The following is a 21,203-nucleotide window of genomic DNA, read 5'->3' as shown; positions in this document are numbered from 1 at the left end:
GCCGCCTGGATTAGCATCCGGAGAATCCCGGCTGAGCCAAATGCGACTTCAAGGCCGCGCCCACGCGATGCTAGATAGCGCACACGGCCAACGAGACGTGAGACGCATGGACAGCATCCAAATCCTTGAAAAGCTGATCGCATTCCCGACGGTGAGCCGGGACTCGAACCTCGACCTCATCGGCTACGTGACAGACCTGCTGGCGACGCGGGGCATTGCATGCCAGATCATCCGCAGCGCGGACGGCCACAAGGCCAACCTGTTCGCCACCATCGGGCCGGCCGACGCGCCCGGCGTCATGCTGTCCGGCCACACCGATGTCGTCCCGATCGACGGACAGGACTGGACGCTGCCGCCTTTCGAGATGAGCGCGCGGGATGGCAAGCTTTACGGCCGTGGCGCGGCCGACATGAAGGGTTTTGTCGCCTGCGCGCTTGCCGCCTGTCTCAAGGCCTCGAAAATGGGCCTGCAAACGCCCTTGCATCTGGCGCTTTCCTACGACGAGGAGATCGGCTGCATCGGCGTGCACAGCCTGATCGACATGCTGCGTTCGGCGCCGCATCGGCCATTGCTGTGCATCGTCGGCGAGCCGACCAACATGCAGGTCGCGACCGCCCACAAGGGCAAGCTTGCGGCGCGCGCCATCTGCAGGGGACGCGAAGGCCATTCGGCGCTCGCTCCCCTGGCGCTCAACGCCATTCATCTCGGCTGCGACTTCGTCTCCGCACTGCGCCGGGAACAGGACCGGCTGGCCAGCGATGGCGCGCGCGACGGTGACTATGACATTCCCTACACGACCGTCCACGTCGGCAAGATGCATGCCGGCGTTGCGCTCAACATCGTGCCGAACCTGTGCCAGCTCGACTTCGAGATCCGCAATGTCGCGGCCGACAACCCCGACCAAATCCTCGATGGGTTGCGCGCAGAGGCAGCGCGCATTGCCGCAGCCGCTTCAGCGATCGCGCCGGAGGCGGCCATCGACATCGATATCACCAACACCTATCCGGGTCTGGACACGCCGGCGAATTCGCAGGCTGTGGCTTTCGTCAAGTCATTGACCGGGGCCAACGACACCATCAAGGTTGCCTTCGGCACCGAAGGCGGATTGTTCAGCCGCGACCTCGGCACGCCGACCATCGTGTGCGGGCCGGGCTCGATGGCGCAAGGGCACAGACCGGACGAATTCGTCAGCGTCGAACAGATGCGCCGCTGCGACGACATGCTCGACAATTTGCTGCGGCGGCTTGCCGGACAACAGTTGAAAGTCGCCTGACAAAGGCCGCTGCTATTCCACGACCCGTCCGCTGCCGAACACGCCCTGTTCGACAACGAAGCGGCGGCAATGATCGATGAATGCCTGCACCGTCTGGGTGCGGTGCTCGGCGTTGGGCAACGCGACCCCCATGGTCAGAGGCCGCAAATCCCCTTCCAGGGGCACGAAGACCAGCGGCTTGCCGTCCGGCGCCAGGGTGTTGAGCGGCCGCATGTTGGCGATGCCGTAGCCGAAGCCATTGGCAACCATCGACCGCATCACCGCGATGTCGCCGGTGCGCTCGGCAATGTTCGGCCGGATGCCCCGCATTTGGAAGGCCGAGAGAAAATATTCGCGGCTGTATGGCAGGTCGAGCAGCACCATGGGCTCGTCGGCCAGTTCTTCCGTCGTGATCGAAGCTTTGCCGGCGAAGCGGTGCCCCTGCGGCAGCATGACATAGGCCGGCACCAGCATAAGCGGTTCGAACGTCGTGTCCTGCGACAGTTCGAGATCATAGGTCAGCGCCGCATCGATTTCACCTCGCTGCAACATTTCGAGCAACTGACCCTGGTTGCGTTCGAACTGCCGGAACCGCACCTCGGGATAGGCGCGCTCGAACTTCGCGCGCAGCGTCGGCATGACGATCTGCGCGAAGGTCAGCAGGCATCCGACTGCCAGCGGCCCACGCACCTTCTCGGCGATGTCGCCGGCGATATCGTGCAGAGCGTCGGCGTCGGCCAGCAACCTGGCGGCCTCCTTGAGGAAAACACGCCCGCCGGCCGTGAGCGACAGGCCATGCGAATGCTTGCGGACAAAAAGCTGGACGCCGAATTCGGCCTCGAGCTGCGCGATGGACGCCGAAATCGAAGGCGGCGAAACATTGACCTGCTCGGCCGCCTTGGTAATGGAGCCGGCTTCGCCGACGGCGACGAAATATTCCAATTGTCTCAGGGTGAAGCGTAGCGGCATGGGCTTCTATGTTGCCGGTTTGGGCGCTGCGATCAAGCGCCCGCTCCGCCTCAGTACTTGATCCATGTCGTTTTCAGCGCGGTGTACTTGTCCAGCGCGTGCAGCGACAGGTCGCGGCCAAAGCCCGATTGCTTGATGCCGCCGAACGGCGTCATCGGGCTCAGCGCATCGACCGTGTTGACGGAAACGGTGCCGGCGCGGAGCCGGCCGGCAACGCGGTGCGCGCGCGAAAGACTGTCGGTCCATAGTGACGCGGCCAGCCCGTACGGGCTGTCATTGGCAATGCGGATGGCCTCCTCCTCATCGTCGAAGGCAATGACCGACAGCACCGGTCCGAATATCTCATCCCTGGCAATCGGGTCGTCATGGGCAACATCATCGAAGATGGTGGGCTGTATAAAGCTGCCGCGACCGTTGACCGTGACCCGATCTCCGCCGGCAACCAGGCGCGCGGTCTTCTTGCCGGCCTCGACGAAGCGCATGACGTTGGCGGCGTGGCGGGCATCGACCATGGCGCCCATTTTCGAGGCAGGGTCGAGCGGATCGCCAGGCTGGGCGGCCGCCGCGCGCTTGGCCAGTTTCTCCACGAAGGCATCCTTGATGCCGCGTTGCACGAGCAGGCGCGAATTGGCCGAACAGACCTCGCCCTGGTTGAAGAAGATGCTGAAGGCCGCCATGTCGGCCGCCGCATCGAGGTCGCCGCAGTCGGCGAAGACAAGGTTCGGGCTCTTGCCGCCTGTTTCGAGCCAGACCTGCTTCATGTTCGACTGACCCGAATATTGCAGGAACATCTTGCCGACCGAGGTCGATCCGGTGAAGGCAAGGCAATCCACGTCCATGTGACGGCCAAGCGCCTGCCCGGCCGTCTCGCCAAGGCCGGGCACAACGTTGAGCACACCGGCGGGCAGCCCCGCCTCCATGGCGAGTTCCGCCAGCCTGAGCGCCGAGAAAGGCGACTGCTCCGCGGGCTTCAGCACCACCGAATTGCCCGCCGCCAGCGCGGGCGCGCACTTCCATGTGGCCATGTCGAGCGGGAAATTCCACGGCACCACGGCACCGACCACGCCGAGCGGCTCGCGCCGCACCAGCACCAGATCACTGCCGCCGGTCGGCGCCACTTCGTCATAGATCTTGTCGATGGCCTCGCCATACCACTGGAAGATAGCCGCGGAACCCGGGACATCGACAGTCGCGGCATCCGTGACGAGCTTGCCCATGTCAAGCGATTCCAGCAGGGCAAGCTCCTGCAGGTTTTCGCGCAGCAGCCGCGCCAGCCTAAGCAGCACCTCCTTACGGTGCGCCGGGCTCGCGCGTGACCAGGCACCAGCCTCGAAACTGCGGCGCGCCGCGGCAACGGCGAGATCGATATCTTCCTCGCCGCAGGACGCCACCTCGGCGAGCGTTTCGCCAGTGGCCGGATTGATGCTGGCGAAGGTGCGGCCCGAACGCGCGGCAACCGTCTTACCGTCGATGAACGCCCTGTCGCGAAACCGGATCGCGGATGCCTTGCCGATCCAGTCCTTGTGACTGAATTCGCTCATGTGGATGCCTCCCCCTGCGTGATGGCTACTCGTCGCCCGGCACGCCGTAGCTCGGCGCGTCGGACGGATTGATCGCGCGGGTCACATAGGCATCGAGCTGGGGCTTGTAGCGGTCCCACAAGGCCGCCAGTTCCTCGATCGGGCAGCCGTCGGTCCAGTCGCAGCGCAGGTCCGCGACGGGCCATGCGACCTCGCGCACCAGCTTCATTCCAGCCGAATGCACCGGACCCGCCTCGCCCCCTGCCTTCAGCGCGGCGCGCATGGTCGCGATCAGGCGGTCGCCGAGGTGCCCTTCCGAGGCCAGGAAAGCGTCGACCATGGCTTGCGGCACGCCATCATGGGCCAGCATGTTGCCGCCGCAGGCGACATTGTCCGCACGCGCTTCCGCCCAGATGCCAAGCGCCCTGGGTCCTGAATGAATGGCGGTGGTGCCGGCGGCATCGACAGCCAGCACCTGCCGGTAGTTGCTATAAGCGCCGGTGCGCTTCAGGATGGCGACCGCCTCGGCGGCAGAGGCGCCCCGCGCCAGCAGTTCGAGCCCTCTTGCGCCGAGCGTCGGATCGGTGACGTTCTGGCTGGCGACCGCGCCGACGCCCGCTTGCGCATAGGCGCAGCGCGCCGCCACCGCCGGTGAGGAAGACGACACCGCGACGCCGAACATGCCGGTGCGGCTGCACCGCGCGACAATGGAAAAGGTCATGAGATCAATCCGGGATGACGGCGGTGCCGTCGATCTCGACCAGCCAGTCCGGCCGCGCCAGGGCCGAGACGACGAGACCGGTCGAAACGGGATGCACGCCTTTGATATACTCGCCCATGGTGCGGTAGACCGCCTCGCGATGGCGCACGTCGGTGATGTAGACCACCACCTTGACCAGATGCTCCATGGTGCCGCCGCACTCTTCGATGAGCTGCCTGATGTTCTGCATCACCTTATGCGTCTGCTCGGCCGGATCGTGGCTGCCGATATTCTTGGCGGTGTCGAGATCCTGCGGGCACTGGCCGCGCAGATAGACCGTCCGGCCGCCCCGCGTGACGACCGCCTGGCACAGATCATTGTCGAGCTTCTGCTCGGGATAGGTGTCCTTGGTGTTGAACTTGCGGATTCTCGTATGCGCCATCCAGGTCTCCATTAGATCGGGCTCGTGGCTGTTGTCAGCGTCGGTCAGGCGTCCACCGTCTCGCGCTGCGCCGCAGCGTGATAGGCCAGATATTTGCGCTGCGTCGAAATTCGGTCGGCGACATGCTTGGCATCATGCCAGACGCCCCAGATGAAACTCGACCCTCTTCGCGACTGCCAAGGCAGGCCGAGAAAATAGATCCCAGGCTCGACCGAGACGCCGCGTTGGTGCCTTGGCCGGCCCCTCTCGTCAAAAGCATCGACCTTCAACCAGCTGTAGTCGACGGCAAAGCCTGTCGCCCAGATGATCGCCGCTATCCCGGCGCCCGCCAGATCGAGGTCACGAAGCGGGTTGGTCAAGCAGTCCGGATCCGGGTCGATCCGACGGGCCGCGGGCTCCTGCGGAAGGTCGAGGCCGTTGCGCGCGACATAGGCATCGGCCTCGTCCAGCAGCGACATCAGGTTGGCGTCACCGCGGGCAATGTTCTTCGCCAGATCGGGCGCGAAGGTCAGTATGCCGTCCTGATATGCTTTTGTCATGCCGACCAGGGTAAGCCCCTGCGCCGCCAGCCGACGGAAATCAATCGTTTCGCCGCCACGCGCGCCGCTCACCGCAATCGTGACATGCTCCGTGCCAGGCCCCGGGGTTTCGAGGTCCCATTTGCCGAGAACGCCAAGCCACCAGCAGAAATCACGCCCGCGATAGGCACGCGGCGGGCGGTCGTGCGGGCCGACCGAGAGGTAGACGCGCCGCCCCGAGCGCTGCAGCTCATCGGCGATCTGCACACCTGACGATCCTGCCCCGACCACCAGCACCGCGCCCTTTGGCAACTGCCCGGGATTGCGGTACGCGCTGGAATGAATCTGCAGAATGCCGGCATCGCCGGGGACAAGGGCGGGGATGACGGGGACCTGGAAAGGTCCGGTCGCCGCGACGATGCTGCTGGCTTCGATCACCCCGGCCGACGTCTCGACGCGAAACCCGGGTCGACCGACATTTCTTTGCGCGAGCTTGACCTCGACGCCGCAGCGGATCGGCGCATTGATCTGCCTTGCATAGGCGGCGAAATAGTCCGCAACCTCCTCCTTGGAGGGAAAGCCGTCAGGACCCGTCACGGGAAATTCCATGCCTGGGAAACGGTCATGCCAGGCCGGGCCATTGGCGACGAGCGAGTCCCATCGCTGCGAACGCCAGCGCTCGGCGATCCGGCCACGCTCAAGGACAAGATGCGGCACGCCGCATTTGCTCAGATGCTCCGACATAGCCACTCCCGCCTGGCCACCGCCGACGACAAGCGTGTCTACTTTTTCCACCGACATTTCTGCGTCCTTTCCCCCCAAGAGTTTCTGGTGCGAGGAGGTCAGATCGCTGGTGTACTGGAGGGACTGATTAGCGAAAATTACGATTTCACGTGGCAGTGGTTAGCTTGTCCCTAAATGCCGGGACACGGGCCGACGCGCGGCTACGACAGCATCGCCCTGGCCGCTTTTTCGCCGATCATCATGGACGGCGCATTGGTGTTGCCGCCGATCAGCGTCGGCATGATCGAGGCGTCCGCCACACGCAGATTGTCGAAGCCGCGCACCTTGAGACTGACGGGATCGACCACCGCCATGGTGTCGTTGCCCATCTTGGCCGTGCCGACCGGGTGATAGACGGTCAAGGCTTCGGCACGCAGATAGGCGAGGATCTCGTCGTCGGTGACGACATCGGGTCCGGGCAGGATTTCCGGTCCGCGGATGTCGGCGAAAACCGGCGAAGCAAGGATGGAACGCGCGACCTTTATACCTTCGACAAGGGTCAGGGCATCCTGCCCGTCGCTGAAGAAGCGGTGATCGATCAGCACGTTGCGGCGGGTGCCGTCACGCTCGAGCGTGATTTCACCGATGCTTCCGGGCCGCAGCACGCAGGTGTGCACGGCATAGCCGTGGCCATATTCGACAAGCCGGCCGCGATGGCTGCGATAGCCGGGGACAAAGTGGAATTGGACATCGGGAATATCGCCGGCATATTTCGTCTTGGCGAAGCCGCCGGCCTCGACGTAATTGGTCGTCAGCATGCCTTTGCGGCGGACGAAATACTGAAAAGGCGCCGCCAGCATCGCTGGCAGATTGGCGAGCGACAGGCCGAGCGTCCTGGCGCTGTTCGATCGCATCGTGATCATTCCGTCGACATGGTCGCGCAGGTTCTTGCCGACGCCCGGCACGTTCATGACCGGTTCCACCCCCGCCGCCTTCAGCTCGTCGGCTGGGCCGATGCCGGAAGCAAGCAGGATGCGCGGCGATCCGATCGCGCCTGCGCTGAGCACGATTTCGGCGCGGCACGTCAGCCTTTGGGCTGATCCGTCCCTGATCACATTGACGCCGGTGGCGCGTCCGCTTTCGATCGCCAGGTCAAGCACCTCGACGCCTGACAGGACCTGGAGGTTCGGGCGGCCGAGAACCGGCCGGACGAAGGCAGTGTAGGCTGAGAAGCGCTCCCCCCTGTTCTGGGTCACATTGTAGATGCCGAGACCGAGTTGGCCATCGGCGTTGAAGTCGCGGTTTTCGGGCAGGCCCACGCCCCGACCCGCCTCTACCCACAGCCTGGATACGGCGTTGGGGTCACGCGGATTGTCGACCAGCAGTTCGCCCTCGAAGCCATGATAGGCCGGGTTTTGCGACAGGAGATTGCGCTCGAGCTGCTTGAACACCGGCAGCACGTCGGCATAGGACCACCCCGCGCAGCCGAGTGCCGCCCACTCATCATAGTCCTGCGCGGCGCCTCTGATATAGACCATCGAATTGATCGAACTCGACCCGCCAAGAAGCTTGCCCCGGTTGACCGGTATGCGGCGGTTGTTGAGCAGCGGCTGCGGCACGCCCTTGTAGCCATAGTCGAAGTTCGGATTGCCGTAGAGCGAGAGAATGCCGGCCGGTACCCGCACCCTTGTGCGGTCGTCGCTACCGCCGGCTTCGATCAGGCAGACGCGGTTGGCGGGGCTAGCGCTCAGCCTGTTGGCCAGGACACAACCGGCCGAGCCCGCGCCGATGACGATGTAGTCGAATTCCGCGGTCGCGATGCTCATGCCATGCCTGCTAGTGCTCTTCGTCTTCGTCGTTTTTCAAGAGCTCGAGGATTTCCCGCTTCATGGCGATGAAGCTCGGCTCCATGACCAGATCCATGCTGCGTGGGCGCCGGAGGCCGACGCGGATTTCCTTCTTGATCTGGCCGGGCCGGCCCGACATGACGAGCACCCGGTCCGCCAGCAGGATCGCCTCGTCAATGTCATGCGTGACGAACAGAACCGTCTTCTTGGAATGGTCCCAGATCCTCAGCAAAAGCTTCTGCATTGAGTGGCGTGTCTGGCTGTCGAGCGCTCCGAAGGGTTCGTCCATCAGCAGCACCTGCGGATCGTTGGCGAGCGCACGTGCAATCGCCACGCGCTGCTTCATGCCGCCCGACAGCTGCGAGGGATAATGGTTGGCGAATTTTGCCAGGCCGACCTCATGGAGAAAATGTTCGACGATGGCCCTGCGCTCGGCCGCCGACATGCCCTTGCGCTTGGGACCGTATTCGACGTTCTGCGCCACCGTCAGCCAGGGGAACAGCGTGTAGGCCTGAAACACCATGCCGCGATCCGGACCTGGCTCGGTAACCGGCTTGCCGCCGACCGAGATCATGCCGCCGGTGCGCTCCTCGAGGCCAGCGATGAGATAGAGCAGGCTCGATTTGCCGCAGCCGGACGGACCGACGATCACGCAGAACTCATTGGGCACGACATGGAAGGAGATGCCGTCCAGCGCCAGCACCGCGTTGTCGCCCTTGCCGTAGCGCAGGACCACATTGTCGATGGCGATGTCGGAACTCTTCGGTTTCGTCGCGAGTGTCAGGGCGTCCATGTCGGCAAACTCCTCAATTGGCCCAGGGAGCGACGAGGCGGCGAATGCCCCGGAACAACTGGTCGGTGCAAAGACCAAGGATGCCGATCATGGCGATGGCCATGAAGATGACGTCGACCTGGAAGCCGCGCATCGCCTTGAGCGAGATGTATCCAAGCCCGCTGCGGGCGGCGACGAGTTCGGCAACGACGAGATAGGTCCAGGCCCAGCCCATGGTGACGCGCAGCACGTCGAGCACGTTCGGAAGCGTGGCCGGAAAGACGATGTGGAAGACCGTGTCGCCGCGTTTCGTGCCGAGCGTATAGGCAGCGTTGACGAGGTCGCGCTGAACGCCGCGGGCGCTGTCGGCGATCATCACCAGCTGCTGGAAGAAGATGCCGAAGATGATCACGGCCACGCGCTGCTCGATGCCGATGCCGATCCACAAGATGAAAAGCGGCACGAAGGACGTCACCGGCAGATAGCGGATAAAGTTGACGAGCGGGTCGAGCGCCGCCTGGACGATGCGGTAGGTGCCCATCGTCAAACCGAGCGGCACCGCCACGACGCTCGAAATGACGAAGCCGATCAGCACCACCTGGACGCTGGCGAGCACGTGCTCCCACAACGACCCGTCAAGCGCCATGCTGATGGTGGTGAACAGTACGGATTCCGGGCGCGGCAGGAACATTTCCTTGACCGCTCCGGAATAGGTCAAGGCAAACCAGCCGCCGATGACCGCGCCCCAGACCAGGACGCTGAGCGTGATGGAGAGAGGGCGCGACACGGCCTGAAAAGGCGTGGTGATGGCTTTCCAGGCGGATCGACCGGGCTGATTTTTTTCCACGCTCGTGGTCACGATATGGCTGATGGGAGACGTTGCATTCGGTGCCAGTGTCACAGGGAAACCTTTTGGGCTGGATGGACCGCAGGCGAGAGGCTCGGCCCGCGGTCCAGCGAGCTCACTTTACCAGGATAGGTTACTTCGCAGGGCCAGATCACTTCGCAAGGAAAGACGTATCGACGAGGTCGTCGTATTTGATGTCCATCTTGAGCTTGCCGAAGCCGCCCCAGATATCACCGCCGAGCTTGATCAGCTTGCCGGCTTCACCACCCTCGCCGCCGGCGAAGAATTGGGCATTGCGCTCCTTGCCATAGAAGTTCACGCCCGCGGCGGAGGAGGCGAAGTCCTTCGGCTCCTTCAGCCAGCCGCCGACGCCCTTGGCCATCACCTCGTAAGCCTTCTCGGGATTTTCCTTGATGAACTCGTTGGCCTTGTAGAGCCCCTTCACCAGCGCCTCGACATCGCCGGGGTTCTTCGTGATGTAATCGCAGTTCAGCGCCACCACATCGACGATCAGGCCGGGTGTCTTTGAGGAGTCGATCAGCACCTGTCCCTTGTTTTCCTTCTTGGCCAGCGTCAGATGCGGTTCCCAGGTGACGGCAACGGGAATGCGGTCGGCCATGAAGGCGGCGGCGGCATCATCCGCGGTCATGTTGGTGATCTTCACATCGGCCTGGCTGAGACCGGCCTGCTTGAGCAGGATGTTGAACCAGAACTGAGAGACCGAGCCTTCGTTCAGCCCGACTTCCATGCCTTTGAGATCAGCGACGCTCTTGACGTTGCTGGGCGCCAGGACGCCGTCGCCGCCATGGCTGTCGTCCAGGGCATAGACCGATTTGAAGCAGACGTCCTTGGAACGGTACTTCATGATTTCGTCGATGGTCGAGGCGCTGCCGTCGAGCTCGCCGGCGGCGACGGCCGCCATGTACATCGATGCTTCCTCGATGACTTCGAGCGAGACATCGAGGCCGCCTTCCTTGAAGTAGCCCATGTCGCGCGCAAGGAAGAGCGGGCCGTATCCGACCCAGGTCGTCATGCCCAGCTTCAAGCTGCCGGCTTCGGCGTGGAGGCTCACCGAAAGCGCGCTGAGGGCAATGCCGGCCGCAAGCGCGGCACGGCGAAACTTCGAGATTATTGTCGTCATTATGTTCCCCTGTCTTTTTCTGAGGGCAGGCGCTGTCCGCACCAAAACAACCCGCTTCGGACGCATCGCCGAAGGCTGCCACCTGACGTTCTTTTTGTTCTCTTTCAGCCGGCGGATGGAGCAAAGCACGCTGTGTGCGATGCACAAATAATGATTTTCGATAATTCTGCTTAGGCTGGGCCTAACCAAGCCGGCACTGCTGCGTCTGCGCCACCCACAGACTTTGGCGTGAGACGGGCTGACGATCCCGATGACCTCATCGTCGCTTTCAGAGAGGTCAACGACGGTCGCCTCCTGGAATTGGCGAAGCTAGCTATTGACCTGGCCTCTAGACCGCGACCTGCCCTCGCGCATTCAATGGCGACATCAATACCAACGCCTTCTTCCGTGTGCTCGCTGATGAAGGCCGGCACGCTTGTGGGATCGAGGCAGATCGCATCCAGCATTAGCTATTTTGCCAGACCGCGGCGATGGGCATTTTGGCTCGCTCACGAAGATCACCGCGGCACCAGCCGCGGACGGCTAGCAATGTCAGTGCGCCAATGGGGTCGAGGCCGGAAATCAGCACCGTATACCTGACGTCACACAAGAGTCAAAAACTTACCCAATAATGTGGGAAGAAGCCGTCGAGATCAGAAGACAAGGTTAAGCCTGACCGATGTCTTCAGAGTTTTGCTCATATCTTTCAAAGCCGCATCCAATTTATAACATCGGTTCGAACTAAGCTTGAAGATGCCTTGAATTTCGCACCATCGGATGCATTCATCAGAAACTACTAGATTCTGCGGAGATTCAGGAAGTCAGGTGGGAGTAGAGGCGCTTCGCGTTGCTTTGAACTGTGAGCGCTTCCCCCGCTACCGACGCGAAGCGGGGGAGTATCCGTCTCATGCCTGATCCGTCCAGGTCTTACGCCTTGGCGGCGTTCCGGGCCGCCTCGAATACATCGCTTGCGGACGTCGTACCCGCTACGTGCTCCGTACCCTGGACCCCGAGGGCCATCCATCCCGCGTTGACGGCCTCAAACATCGCTTCGGCCGGTCCTGTCTGGCCCTTCGGAATGCCGAACTGCTCGAATGCTGCTGGCCACTCGGCCCGTGGGACAGCAAAGGCTTTGACGTCGAGCTTCATGACTTCACCCATTTGCGCGGCGACCTCATCCGCGCTCACCATCGAACCGAGTTCGATGACCCGATGCCCCGACCACACCGGCCCGCTCAGAAGCCTTGCAACCTCAGCGCCGATGTCGTTGGTCGCGACCATGGTCGATTTCCGATTTGTCGGGTTGTAGTAGACGGGCAGCGAGCCGCCCTGGGCGACGTGCAAGCCGTAGAGGAAGTTTTCGTAAAACCCGCCGGCTCGTACATATGCGATCGGCAGTTTCAGGTCGCGAAAGCCCTGCTCCAGAAGCGACAGGGCCGTGATCATCCCCAGCCCGCTGGTCCTGTTCGCACCCATCGACGAGAGTGCGACCATCCGCGGCGGCGGTGCCTTGGTGAGCGCCTCGACATAATTCGCGATGACGCCCCTCGCTTCCCTGAAATCCGGCGAGGGGGCCCAGACGGCCGGCAGCATGATAAACGCGCCGTCGGCGCCCTCGAGCGCTCGCTCGATGGCGGTCGCATCGTTCCAGTCGCCGTCAACCAGTTCGACGCCCTGGTCCGCCCAGCTTGCCGCCTTGGCGCGGTCGCGGACCAGCGCGCGTACCTTCTTGCCTTGCGCCAGCAAATGCCTTGCGGCGGCACCGCCAACATTTCCTGTGATTCCCGTCACTAAAAGCATGCGTTTTCTCCTGATCTTGGGGGACAGAGGACTGCCCTTATTGGTTCAACGGATGAGCGGCAGAACGGCCCGGATACGGGGATGGCGCGCGTAGAGGCCGCCCCATGTCATCGCGCCCAGAAGCAGGGAGATGATTTCCGGCGCCGACCCCAACTCACCGATGCGGACATGGGCGCAGATGGCACCTCCCAAAAAGCCCGTCACCAGGATCGCGCCGAGCACGGTGGTAGCTGGGATGGCGTAAAGGATGGCGCAGGCGAGTATGATCGGACCCACGACATGGGTCAGGTCCATCGAGAACCCGGTTTCCTGCAACATGCCCGCGATCTGTGCCGGCGCGAAAAGCTGAATGGTGCCGTCTGCCGCCAGAGCGACAACGACAAACGCGTTCATGATCCGGCCGGCCCACAGGGCGCCATGCAGGGCCACAGTTTTAGGCATCTGACGCAGGTTCATAGTTTCGGACACTTGTCATTCTCCGATGGGAGGATCCCATATTCGAAGCTTACTGTGCCTCTTAGGCGTGATAAACACCGAGAAAACGAACCAACTGTTCTCTTTTTGGGACACAATACCGAGGCACGAAAATGCAGAATCTCGAACCCGTCCTCATTTTCATAACGGTAGCGGAAATGGGGAGCTTCACCCGCGCGGCGGATAGCCTGGGTATCCAAAAAGGGAGGGCCTCAACGGCAGTCCGGAAGCTGGAGGAAGATATCGGTGTCAGGCTCCTGCACCGGACGACGCGCAGCGTGCAATTGACGGAGGACGGACGCGCATTTCATGCCCGTGCCCGCGATCTGCTTGCTGAAGTCGATGACCTGCACTCGATGTTCGCAGGCGATCGCGTGGCACTTCGTGGGCGTTTGCGGGTCGATCTTCCGACCGAGGTGGCGCGCACAACGATCGTGCCGGCCTTGCCGGATTTCATGGCGACACATCCCGAGTTGGAGCTGGAGGTGTCGAGCACGGATCGACAGGTGGATCTGGTTCAAGAGGGGTTCGACTGCGTATTGCGGCTTGGCCCCATAAGGGACGAGACGCTGATTGCCCGCCCACTGGGCCTGTTGCGTATGGTCAACGCTGCCAGTCCCGCCTATCTCGCGCGCTTTGGCGTTCCTCGTTCGCTGGAAGATCTCCAGCGTCAGGAACATCGGACAATTCATTTTTCGACGACACTGGGCGCAAGGCCCCATGGATGGGAATATCCGGACGGCGACAGCTACGCGACGCTTCAGTTGCCAGGTGCGCTACACGTCAACAGCGCGCAGACCTACGAAGCCGCTGCCCTCGCCGGCCTTGGCCTGATACAAGCGCCGCTCTTGGGGATTGGTCGATACTTGGAGAGTGGCACGCTTGTGGAGATCCTACCCGATTTTCGTCGCCGGGCGCTCGCCGTGTCCCTCGTCGTGGCACATCGGAGCAATCTGTCGCGCCGGGTCCGCGCATTCATGAAATGGATCGAAGATGTGCTGGCGCCGTATATGGAGTAGCGAGACGAACATCTCCGTGCCGCCGTCGAAATCAACATTCTGAAGCTATGTCTGCCGGTCGGCGGTCCAACAGAATGCGGCACTGAAACCGGCGACCTTTGACGTCCGACATGAGATGTCCTCAAACTTTCCGCCTTCTGTCTCCCCAACGCCGTGCCCATGCACAGAACCATTCCGTATCAAGTTCGGAGGTATCCGGTTGCTCGCAACCCTATCCGGGGCCGCCGTCGATCTCCGTAGCGTAGCAAAACGGGCAATCGAAACGAATGGCCGTTTTCAGGCCCGGGAACGGCGAGGATGGGGCGCGAAGCGGTCATGCCGGACGTCACCTGCGAGAGTTTGCTTCGGGTCAGATCAAGTCGATACGCGCGACGAGCCTGAAGGTCCTCTTCTGGCCTTCCGAGCCTCGAACTCGCCAGTCCGCTTTTTCGGCCCAATAGCGGTCGCTTACAGGGGCACGTTCCGAAGGTCAGCACCTGACGCGAGCAGATCCTTGCTAGAGGTGAACGAGGTCAGTTTGAATCCTTACCGCAAAGGCAAACCTACGTTCTCAACGAGTTCGTCCAGTCCTTGCTCGTAAAATTGCAACACCCCCTCTTGACGGTCGGCGTCATCAGATTCAGTTTTCGTGACGCACGATAATCGCGAAAATACCATGGCCGACGACACGCCCAAACGGAAGCGAGGCCGCCGACTGAAGGGCAGCGCTCCGATGTCCCCAGCCGAGCGTCAGCGGCGCCGTCGCCAGCGGCTCATTGAAGCCGCACAGGTGGGGTTCCTGGTGCGCCTGTATTCCGAGCGGATGGCGGGACGGCTTGAAATGGCGGAGAAGCAAATCCGGGAGTTGACAATCGCGCTGCTGGAGAAGGATCGCCCAGCCTATCCTGGTCTGGTGACCAAGATCGAATTCTCGATTGAAGTCCTAAGGGAGAACCTGACGCTGCTCCAGGAGGCACTCCCACCAGACGGAAAACGCTCTTCGACTTGAATTTCGTACCGAGCCACGGCCATCGAATAGCTCAAATTGGCATTCTGGGTTTACATCGGTAGCCAAGCCCCTAGTTTTAGAGCTTCGCGCCGTGCACCCCGAGTGCGCGGATGATCGAGAACGGGACCGTGAGCTTAGGCCGGCCCCTCAAGAACTTCCGAAAGGATGACTGCTATGACACAGGCCAAGAATGGCGATACCGTGCGTATCAACTACAATGGACGCCTAGTCGACGGCACTCAATTCGATTCTTCCGGCAGCGAACCGCTGCAGTTCACACTGGGTGAAGGACAAGTGATCCCCGGTCTTGAAACCCATGTCGAGGGCATGGAGGTGGGTGCGAAAAGCACCGTCACCGTTCCAGCCGACGCCGCCTATGGCCCTCACCGCCCCGAAGTGGTCATGACCATCGACCGCGCCAAGGTGCCAGACAACATCAACGTTGATATCGGCACTCGATTGCAGGTCAGAACCCGCGACGGTCGCCCCATCCCGGTAACAGTCGTCGAAGTTGACGACGCCAGCGTCAAGCTCGACGGCAATCATCCATTGGCCGGAAAGGATTTGGTGTTCGACGTTGAACTGGTCGAGATCGTTCAGGCGGCGTAAGGCACGAATCCGGCGCAGAATTGGTCGGCTTCGCGGGCTTGCTGATTTGCGAGATGACGGGCCGGTGGTCATGGGGATTCCTGTGGACGTCGCCAAGGCGACTAACCAGACCCTGGCGCGTGCGTGGTCCGTTGCTCTCGATGATCATCCGGACGAACCGGATGGCATTCTCTATCTCTCCCGACTGAACGGGCACACCAATCTGGCTGTCGATGGCCGCGCGGTCGCACGCCTTCGAGCCGTGCGTATCATCAAGCTCATCGCCGCGTGAGGCGTTGCCTCCGCGGTGATTGCGGCCCCGGCCCGACACATCGGGCGCCTGTCGCGCGGGAGATGGTCTTCCGCCTCCAAGACAGGAGCCGGCAAGATATCCCTTTCGCGTCGGTGCCTCCCAGTGATGAAATGTCGCAATTGCCCGGTCAGATCCACGGAAAATTGCCGGCGCCCATTTGCTCGTGAGAAATTGTGTTGCATGACCGACTAGGCTAATGTGTTAGGTTCTTCATGGCAGAGCAAATCAAGAGCGCCTCGCGCGAGCGTATGACGATCCTTGGCGACGTCGATGCTGTCTCCTTCGTGCCGTGGATCCGGCGCCATGCCGCCAAGCTCGGGCTTGTGCAGACCATATCCAGCACCAGTACCGGCCGGATCGAACTCGACGTTGCCGGCCCAGTGGAATTGATCGATATGATGGAAATGGGATGTTCCCTCGGTCCCATCGATGTCTGGGTCGAGGCAATCCACCGCGCGCCGATCAAGGGAGAAACCGGCTAGCTTGAACCTCATGCAGGGACCGGCTCCTCGGCGCATTGGACCAGTCTTGCCTTTTTTTTAGTCATTATTGCCAGTGCGAAAACATTGTGCAAACGTGACAACGCCGGTAGGAGGTCGTCGGCCACGAATTTGCATTCAGAAGATGTCGATCCTGTTCGGAAAGTTGAAGCATGAAGTCACGTACGACCGGCTCTTGGACGCCAGTCGCCCTTTCCGCCGACTTGCCGGCGGGAACCGTAATTCCGGCAAGGACGCCGACCGGACCGATTGCCCTTTGGCGAAGCCGGTCCGGAGGCGTGTCGGCATTCGCGGATAGATGCCCGCATCGCGGCATGCGGTTGTCCCATGGATTCGTGCGCGGCGAGGCCCTTTCCTGCATCTATCATGGCTGGAGCTATGCCCAAGCCGGAAACTGTGTGCGCATCCCGGCCCATCCGGGCCTGACACCGCCGGAGGCGATCCGGGTCGCGACGCGGCAGGTCGAAGAAGGCGACGGGATCATCTGGATTGCCGCGGATCAATCGGCAACTCGTCCTCCGCGACTTGACGGTCTCGCTCCGCTGCGCTCCCTGACGGCATGTGCCGGGATTGCGGCGATAGAGGCGGCCGCTGGCACCGATGCCTCCCCCGGGGGCATTGTCGGATTTGCCAACAATTCACAGACGATCCGGATGCTGGTTGCCTCGCTGGAAGACGAACAGGCGCTGATTCATGTCCTTGTGGAGGGTGACGCCAGCCCACCGGAGCGGATCGCCGCGTCACGGGCAGCGGAGGCCCTACGGCGCATGGCCGAGCATATTCAGCGGAAAGGGATCGCATGATGATCCCAAACGCAATGGTCGACGAATGGTATCCGGTCGGCCTTTTCAGCCAACTGGATGTGAGTGGGCGCAAGACGGCCCTCATGGGCGAGCCGGTCGAGGTGGGACGCGACGCCGAGGGAACCGTCAGGGTTACATCCGCCGATGGCCGCATGCTGCCCGTCTGCGTGCGCTACGGCCATATATGGACGTCGCTCGGCGAACCGCGGAAGCCGCTCTTTGCGATTCCCGAGGCCGACCAACTCGGCCGCCGGCTTGTCGATGTCGGCGTGGTCCGGGTGCGCTGCTCGCCGCTGCGCGCGGTGGAAAACTTTCTGGACATCGCGCACTTTCCCTTTGTGCACACGGACATCCTTGGTGCCGAGCCGCATACGGAAGTTCAGAACTACAAGGTCGACATACGCGAGGACGAAGACGAGGTCTGGGCAACGCAAGTGAAATTCTACCAGCCGCAGGCCGCCAAATCGGCAAGCGGGGGCGTCACCACGGAATACATGTACCGCGTGCCGGCGCCAACCTGCTCCATCCTCTACAAGACCTGCCCGCCGCGTCCCGGTGAATGGGACGTGATCACCCTCTTCGTCCAGCCGCTCGCGGAAGACCTGTGCGACGTCTGGCCATGGATGGCGCTCTTCGACGATGAGACGTCGATGACCGACCTGATCCACTTCCAGCAGACCATCTTCGTGCAAGACAGGTCGATCCTCGAAAACCAGATCCCCCGGCTGCTGCCGCTTGACCCCGGCATGGAGATCCCGACCCGGGCCGATCTGACCTCGGTCGCCTACCGGCGCTGGCTGAAGCGCCACGGCTATACCTATGGCGCGCAACTGGTGGCGCAATGAAGCTTTACGACTACATTCTTTCGCCCAGTTGCTACAAGGTTCGCCTGATGGCGGCGCTGACGGATGTGCGGATCGACATCCGCGCGGTCGATTTCCATCCCGGCGCCGAGCATCGCGGTGCCGAACTCCTGGCGCTCAATCCCGCCGGTGCCATTCCAATTCTGCAGGATGGCGACCTGATCCTGACCGAATCTTCGGCCATGCTCGTCTACCTCGCCTCAAAGGTCGACCCGCGATGGCTTGGCGGCGGTACGGCCGAGGAAGCAGCGCGTGTCCAGCAATGGCTTTCCTTCTCGCATCGGCTGACGGCCAGCCTCGGAGGCGCGCGCCTCCACGAGATGCTTCTGCGTCCTGGCGATATCGCCAGCCTACAGGCACAGGGAACCGCAGCCTTGCGCGAATTGGAAGCGGGTCTCGTCGAACAGAGTATCCGTGGCATGCGGTTCCTCGCCTCGCAACGGGCGACGATTGCCGATATCGCCTGCTTTCCCTATGTGGCGCTGGCGCCGGACGGCGGCGTCTCGCTCGATCCCTACCCCACGATCCGGCTCTGGTCCCGTGCCGTACGCAGCATAGAAGGCTTCATCGAGATGCCCGGCATCCACCGGTTGCACGATTTGAAGCCGGAACCCCTCCCTGAAACCAGTGGGTTCTGACGTGGCAGGCTACCTTTTTGAGAATTGCGTGGCAGTCATCGTCGACACGGGCGACGGCCTTGGTGTCCGGCGCAACGTGGACGTGCTGACCGATGGCCCCGCGATCAGGGCGATCGGCGAAGGTCTCGGCAAAGGACCGCTGCCCGCCGGGACCATCACGCACGACGCCGCTGGCTGGTTCGTCTATCCTGGGCTCGTGAACACCCACCACCACTTCTTCCAGTGTTTCGTGCGCAACCGAGCGGATCTCGACTGGACGAAGTTGTCGGTGATGGAATGGCTCGACCGCATCTATCCGATCTTTTCGCGGCTGACCGAAGACTGCTTCTACCACGCCTCGGTCACCGCGATGGCCGAGATGATCAAGCACGGCTGCACCACGGCGTTCGATCACCAGTATTGTTTTCCACGCCATGCCGGCAAGCGGCTGATCGACCGCCAATTCGAGGCCGCCGACCTCCTGGGCATGCGCTTCCATGCGGGCCGCGGTGGCAACACTCTGCCGAAGTCGGAAGGCTCCACCATTCCCGACGCCATGCTGGAAACGACTGACGAGTTCATCGCCGATTGCGCCCGCCTTATCGACACCTATCACGACGCCGGCCCGTTCAGCATGCGCCAGCTTGTCGTCGCCCCTTGCCAGCCGGTCAACTGCTACCGCGAAACCTTTGTGGAATCGGTGGCGCTGGCACGAGATCGGGGCGTCCAGATGCACACGCATGTCGGCGAAGGCGAAAGCCGGGTGATCGAGGCCCGGTACGGCATGCGGACCGTCGACTACTGCGCGGAACTCGGCTTCGCGGGGCCGGACGCCTTCTATGCCCATTGCTGGGAACTGACCCACGACGAACTGCGCAAGATGGCTGCAAGCGGAGCCGGCGTCTCCCATTGCCCAGAACCGGTCTATCTGGTTGGCGCGGAAGTCACGGACATTCCGGCCATGTCGGCCTTCGGCCTCCGTGTGGGGCTCGGTTGCGACGGTGCCGCCTCGAACGACAATTCCAACTTGATGCACTGCATCCACTCCGCCTACATGCTGCAGTGCCTGGCGGCATCGACGCGTGCGCATCCTGTCCCGCCGCCGGCCGACTTCCTCGGCTATGCCACGACGGGCGGCGCGGCGCTCCTGGGCCGAGGTGACATCGGCCGGCTTGCGCCCGGCATGGCCGCCGATCTCTTCGCCATCGACACCCGGCGCATGGACTATGTCGGCACCCGGCACGATCCGCTGAGCCTGATCGCCAAGGTCGGCATCGGCATGCCGACGGACCTGACCATGATCAACGGCCGTGTCGTCTGGTCGAAAGGCGAGTTCACCGGGCTCGACGAGGGGCGGCTATTCGCCGACGCCGAGGCGGCACTTGCCTCGGTTCAAATCTAGAAACTTGAAAACAGGGGAACCTAAATGCTGAAAAATCTCAACCGCAGAATACTGATGAAGGCCGCCGCCGCCTCCGGCCTCGCCGCGGTGCTGGGCGGTCGCTCCGCGCTCGCCGCCGACGAACCCTTGGGCATCACGCTCGTGGTCCCCTCGCCGGTCGGCGACGTCGGCTGGGGCCGGGCGCTTGCCGACGGCCTGGAGCCGGTAAAGGCCGCTTATGGCGACAAGGTAAAAGTCACGATCATCGAAAACATCGCGGAAGGCCCGGATGCCGACCGCATCATGAACAAGACCGTTGCCGACGGGAACAAATTCCTGATCGCCGGCTCCTTCGGCTACCAGAACGGCGCCCTCCAGGCCGCCCACCGCAATCCCGGCGTCACCGTGCTGCACGCCTCCGGCTTTCAGGTGGCGCCGAACTTCTCGCCCTTCGCCGCCAAGTATTTCCAGGGTACCTATCTGATGGGAATGGCCGCTGCCGCGCTGTCCAAGACCGGCAAGCTCGGTTCGGTCTCTGCCTTCGCCATTCCAGAACTGATCACCTCCATCAACGCCTTCACGTTGGGCGCGCAGGCGGTGAAGCCTGATATCGAGGTCTCGGTCGTCTGGGTAAACTCTTGGTTCGATCCGGCCAAGGAACAGGAAGCCGCCAAGGCCTTGCTGGCGCAGAAATGCGACGTGATCTTCTCCAATGCACAGGACACGCCGTCGGTCATCGCGGTCTGCGAGGAGGCCGGCATCTACACCTTCAACCTCAATTCCTCGATGAAGAAATACGCTCCGAAAACCTATCTCGGTTGCGTCGCGACGGATTGGTCGCCTTTCTTCAAGGCCTCGGTCGACGCCCATCTCGCTGGCACGTTCAAGGGTGCCAACGCCTTCCTCGGCGTCGGCGACAAGGTCGTCGAGGTCGTCGACTGGAGCCCGGACGTGCCCGCCGACATGATGGCCAGGATCAAGGAGGTCGAGACCAAGATCGCTAATGGCGGTTTCTCGCCATTCACCGGACGGATCGCCAAAGCCGATGGCAGCGATGGCGTCCCCGCCGGCGCTACGCTCACGGATGCCGAGATTGTCGCGATGGACTGGCACGTCAAGGGCGTCACCACCCCTCTGCCGAAGTGAT

The 21,203-nt window shown here is 62.5% G+C and carries 22 protein-coding genes; 11 read left to right on the top strand and 11 right to left on the bottom strand.

From position 1 onward, the window contains the following. Positions 1–106 precede the first annotated feature (106 nt). The gene (gene argE / locus CK228_RS22015) at positions 107–1,273 is read left to right on the top strand and encodes an acetylornithine deacetylase (protein WP_095789198.1); all 1,167 of its coding nucleotides are present in this window, start codon (positions 107–109) and stop codon (positions 1,271–1,273) included. Between the two features lie 12 nt (positions 1,274–1,285). Here argE and CK228_RS22010 read toward each other — a convergent pair whose 3' ends face one another. The 11 genes from CK228_RS22010 to CK228_RS21960 all read right to left on the bottom strand — a co-directional run bounded on the left by CK228_RS22010 (position 1,286) and on the right by CK228_RS21960 (position 12,978). Then, positions 1,286–2,221: a LysR family transcriptional regulator gene (locus CK228_RS22010; RefSeq protein WP_095775883.1), complete on the bottom strand. Its 936-nt coding sequence runs from the start codon at positions 2,219–2,221 to the stop codon at positions 1,286–1,288. Between the two features lie 50 nt (positions 2,222–2,271). Beyond that, positions 2,272–3,762 (bottom strand): aldehyde dehydrogenase, encoded by a 1,491-nt coding sequence (locus CK228_RS22005; protein WP_095789197.1) that lies wholly within the window; start codon positions 3,760–3,762, stop codon positions 2,272–2,274. A gap of 25 nt (positions 3,763–3,787) precedes the next feature. Continuing rightward, on the bottom strand, positions 3,788–4,462 hold the full coding sequence (locus CK228_RS22000) for a DUF1028 domain-containing protein (RefSeq protein ID WP_095789196.1): 675 nt from the start codon (positions 4,460–4,462) through the stop codon (positions 3,788–3,790). A gap of 4 nt (positions 4,463–4,466) precedes the next feature. Further along, positions 4,467–4,883 carry a RidA family protein gene (locus CK228_RS21995; protein WP_095775926.1) on the bottom strand — a complete coding sequence of 139 codons (417 nt, stop codon included), beginning with the start codon at positions 4,881–4,883 and terminating at the stop codon, positions 4,467–4,469. Positions 4,884–4,927: 44 nt separating this feature from the next. Beyond that, on the bottom strand, positions 4,928–6,202 hold the full coding sequence (locus CK228_RS21990; RefSeq protein WP_095789195.1) for an NAD(P)/FAD-dependent oxidoreductase: 1,275 nt from the start codon (positions 6,200–6,202) through the stop codon (positions 4,928–4,930). A gap of 143 nt (positions 6,203–6,345) precedes the next feature. Continuing rightward, complete coding sequence (locus CK228_RS21985) at positions 6,346–7,950, bottom strand: GMC family oxidoreductase N-terminal domain-containing protein (RefSeq protein WP_095775887.1); 1,605 nt, start codon at positions 7,948–7,950, stop codon at positions 6,346–6,348. A 10-nt stretch (positions 7,951–7,960) separates the two neighbouring features. Then, the gene (locus tag CK228_RS21980) at positions 7,961–8,764 is read right to left on the bottom strand and encodes an ABC transporter ATP-binding protein (RefSeq protein ID WP_095775888.1); all 804 of its coding nucleotides are present in this window, start codon (positions 8,762–8,764) and stop codon (positions 7,961–7,963) included. Positions 8,765–8,777: 13 nt separating this feature from the next. Next, on the bottom strand, positions 8,778–9,590 hold the full coding sequence (locus tag CK228_RS21975; protein WP_245318373.1) for an ABC transporter permease: 813 nt from the start codon (positions 9,588–9,590) through the stop codon (positions 8,778–8,780). A 151-nt stretch (positions 9,591–9,741) separates the two neighbouring features. Next, positions 9,742–10,731, bottom strand: coding sequence for an ABC transporter substrate-binding protein (locus tag CK228_RS21970; protein WP_095775890.1), 990 nt, complete (start codon positions 10,729–10,731; stop codon positions 9,742–9,744). A 906-nt stretch (positions 10,732–11,637) separates the two neighbouring features. Continuing rightward, positions 11,638–12,456 carry an NmrA family NAD(P)-binding protein gene (locus CK228_RS21965; protein WP_245438088.1) on the bottom strand — a complete coding sequence of 273 codons (819 nt, stop codon included), beginning with the start codon at positions 12,454–12,456 and terminating at the stop codon, positions 11,638–11,640. Between the two features lie 99 nt (positions 12,457–12,555). Further along, on the bottom strand, positions 12,556–12,978 hold the full coding sequence (locus CK228_RS21960) for a DoxX family protein (RefSeq protein ID WP_095789193.1): 423 nt from the start codon (positions 12,976–12,978) through the stop codon (positions 12,556–12,558). Positions 12,979–13,097: 119 nt separating this feature from the next. Here CK228_RS21960 and CK228_RS21955 point away from each other — a divergent pair, with 119 nt between their 5' ends. The 10 genes from CK228_RS21955 to CK228_RS21910 all read left to right on the top strand — a co-directional run bounded on the left by CK228_RS21955 (position 13,098) and on the right by CK228_RS21910 (position 21,202). Continuing rightward, entirely contained in the window at positions 13,098–14,003 is a 906-nt protein-coding gene (locus CK228_RS21955; protein WP_095789192.1) for a LysR family transcriptional regulator, read from the top strand. 655 nt (positions 14,004–14,658) lie between these two features. Beyond that, complete coding sequence (locus CK228_RS21950) at positions 14,659–14,991, top strand: hypothetical protein (RefSeq protein ID WP_095789191.1); 333 nt, start codon at positions 14,659–14,661, stop codon at positions 14,989–14,991. A gap of 174 nt (positions 14,992–15,165) precedes the next feature. Continuing rightward, positions 15,166–15,600: a peptidylprolyl isomerase gene (locus CK228_RS21945; RefSeq protein WP_095789190.1), complete on the top strand. Its 435-nt coding sequence runs from the start codon at positions 15,166–15,168 to the stop codon at positions 15,598–15,600. 82 nt (positions 15,601–15,682) lie between these two features. Beyond that, complete coding sequence (locus CK228_RS21940; protein WP_245438087.1) at positions 15,683–15,871, top strand: RES domain-containing protein; 189 nt, start codon at positions 15,683–15,685, stop codon at positions 15,869–15,871. Between the two features lie 233 nt (positions 15,872–16,104). After that, positions 16,105–16,374, top strand: coding sequence for an acylphosphatase (locus CK228_RS21935; protein ID WP_095775897.1), 270 nt, complete (start codon positions 16,105–16,107; stop codon positions 16,372–16,374). 170 nt (positions 16,375–16,544) lie between these two features. Then, a complete protein-coding gene (locus tag CK228_RS21930; RefSeq protein ID WP_095789188.1) occupies positions 16,545–17,195 on the top strand; it encodes a Rieske (2Fe-2S) protein in 651 nt (216 codons plus the stop codon). Further along, positions 17,195–18,040, top strand: a complete 846-nt coding sequence (locus CK228_RS21925) for an aromatic ring-hydroxylating dioxygenase subunit alpha (protein ID WP_095775927.1) — start codon at positions 17,195–17,197, stop codon at positions 18,038–18,040. The genes CK228_RS21930 and CK228_RS21925 overlap by 1 nt, the downstream gene beginning before the upstream one ends. Further along, positions 18,037–18,696 (top strand): glutathione S-transferase family protein, encoded by a 660-nt coding sequence (locus tag CK228_RS21920; RefSeq protein ID WP_095789187.1) that lies wholly within the window; start codon positions 18,037–18,039, stop codon positions 18,694–18,696. Before CK228_RS21925 ends, CK228_RS21920 begins: the two co-directional genes overlap by 4 nt. A gap of 1 nt (position 18,697) precedes the next feature. Beyond that, positions 18,698–20,077: an amidohydrolase gene (locus tag CK228_RS21915; protein WP_095789186.1), complete on the top strand. Its 1,380-nt coding sequence runs from the start codon at positions 18,698–18,700 to the stop codon at positions 20,075–20,077. Positions 20,078–20,104: 27 nt separating this feature from the next. Continuing rightward, positions 20,105–21,202, top strand: a complete 1,098-nt coding sequence (locus CK228_RS21910) for a BMP family ABC transporter substrate-binding protein (RefSeq protein WP_179296006.1) — start codon at positions 20,105–20,107, stop codon at positions 21,200–21,202. The last annotated feature ends 1 nt before the right edge of the window (position 21,203 follow it).

It is taken from the genome of Mesorhizobium sp. WSM4312 (assembly GCF_002294875.1).
Lineage (GTDB): Bacteria > Pseudomonadota > Alphaproteobacteria > Rhizobiales > Rhizobiaceae > Mesorhizobium.
Note: the sequence above shows the minus strand (reverse complement) of the source record. Positions and strands in the feature narration are given on the sequence as shown.

Bases quoted from the DNA above. Each gene is read 5' to 3' on its own strand.
- argE (WP_095789198.1), top strand. From the start codon at position 107: ATGGACAGCATCCAAATCCTTGAAAAGCTGATCGCATTCCCGACGGTG.
- CK228_RS22010 (WP_095775883.1), bottom strand. From the start codon at position 2,221: ATGCCGCTACGCTTCACCCTGAGACAATTGGAATATTTCGTCGCCGTC.
- CK228_RS22005 (WP_095789197.1), bottom strand. From the start codon at position 3,762: ATGAGCGAATTCAGTCACAAGGACTGGATCGGCAAGGCATCCGCGATC.
- CK228_RS22000 (WP_095789196.1), bottom strand. From the start codon at position 4,462: ATGACCTTTTCCATTGTCGCGCGGTGCAGCCGCACCGGCATGTTCGGC.
- CK228_RS21995 (WP_095775926.1), bottom strand. From the start codon at position 4,883: ATGGCGCATACGAGAATCCGCAAGTTCAACACCAAGGACACCTATCCC.
- CK228_RS21990 (WP_095789195.1), bottom strand. From the start codon at position 6,202: ATGTCGGTGGAAAAAGTAGACACGCTTGTCGTCGGCGGTGGCCAGGCG.
- CK228_RS21985 (WP_095775887.1), bottom strand. From the start codon at position 7,950: ATGAGCATCGCGACCGCGGAATTCGACTACATCGTCATCGGCGCGGGC.
- CK228_RS21980 (WP_095775888.1), bottom strand. From the start codon at position 8,764: ATGGACGCCCTGACACTCGCGACGAAACCGAAGAGTTCCGACATCGCC.
- CK228_RS21970 (WP_095775890.1), bottom strand. From the start codon at position 10,731: ATGACGACAATAATCTCGAAGTTTCGCCGTGCCGCGCTTGCGGCCGGC.
- CK228_RS21955 (WP_095789192.1), top strand. From the start codon at position 13,098: ATGCAGAATCTCGAACCCGTCCTCATTTTCATAACGGTAGCGGAAATG.
- CK228_RS21950 (WP_095789191.1), top strand. From the start codon at position 14,659: ATGGCCGACGACACGCCCAAACGGAAGCGAGGCCGCCGACTGAAGGGC.
- CK228_RS21945 (WP_095789190.1), top strand. From the start codon at position 15,166: ATGACACAGGCCAAGAATGGCGATACCGTGCGTATCAACTACAATGGA.
- CK228_RS21935 (WP_095775897.1), top strand. From the start codon at position 16,105: ATGGCAGAGCAAATCAAGAGCGCCTCGCGCGAGCGTATGACGATCCTT.
- CK228_RS21930 (WP_095789188.1), top strand. From the start codon at position 16,545: ATGAAGTCACGTACGACCGGCTCTTGGACGCCAGTCGCCCTTTCCGCC.
- CK228_RS21925 (WP_095775927.1), top strand. From the start codon at position 17,195: ATGATCCCAAACGCAATGGTCGACGAATGGTATCCGGTCGGCCTTTTC.
- CK228_RS21920 (WP_095789187.1), top strand. From the start codon at position 18,037: ATGAAGCTTTACGACTACATTCTTTCGCCCAGTTGCTACAAGGTTCGC.